Annotated in this window: 1 pseudogene; it reads right to left on the bottom strand. The window is 58.5% G+C overall.

From position 1 onward, the window contains the following. Positions 1 to 272: pseudogene (locus C448_RS02470) on the bottom strand (IS5/IS1182 family transposase); the annotation flags it as partial.

The following is a 272-nucleotide window of genomic DNA, read 5'->3' as shown; positions in this document are numbered from 1 at the left end:
GAACCGTGGTTTTCATCGCCTGAAACGAGTAATCCGCCCGCTTGCGGTAATGATGGCTTGCCTGACCACGCTGGAAGCCGCTGGCATCGATCGCACCAGTTCCCGAGAAGCCAGCCTGCTCCGCCGTTCTGCGGAGCAGGCTGCGCAGTGTTCGCATCGAGATCTCTTTCTCCCAGTTGCAAAACGACGTGTGATCCGGCGACTTCTCCAACCCGAACACGTCGAGAATCCCGGGCATCTCGTTGAGATAATCTTCGAGATGACGGAGCGGC

Source organism: Halococcus morrhuae DSM 1307 (assembly GCF_000336695.1).
GTDB lineage: Archaea > Halobacteriota > Halobacteria > Halobacteriales > Halococcaceae > Halococcus > Halococcus morrhuae.
Note: the sequence above shows the minus strand (reverse complement) of the source record. Positions and strands in the feature narration are given on the sequence as shown.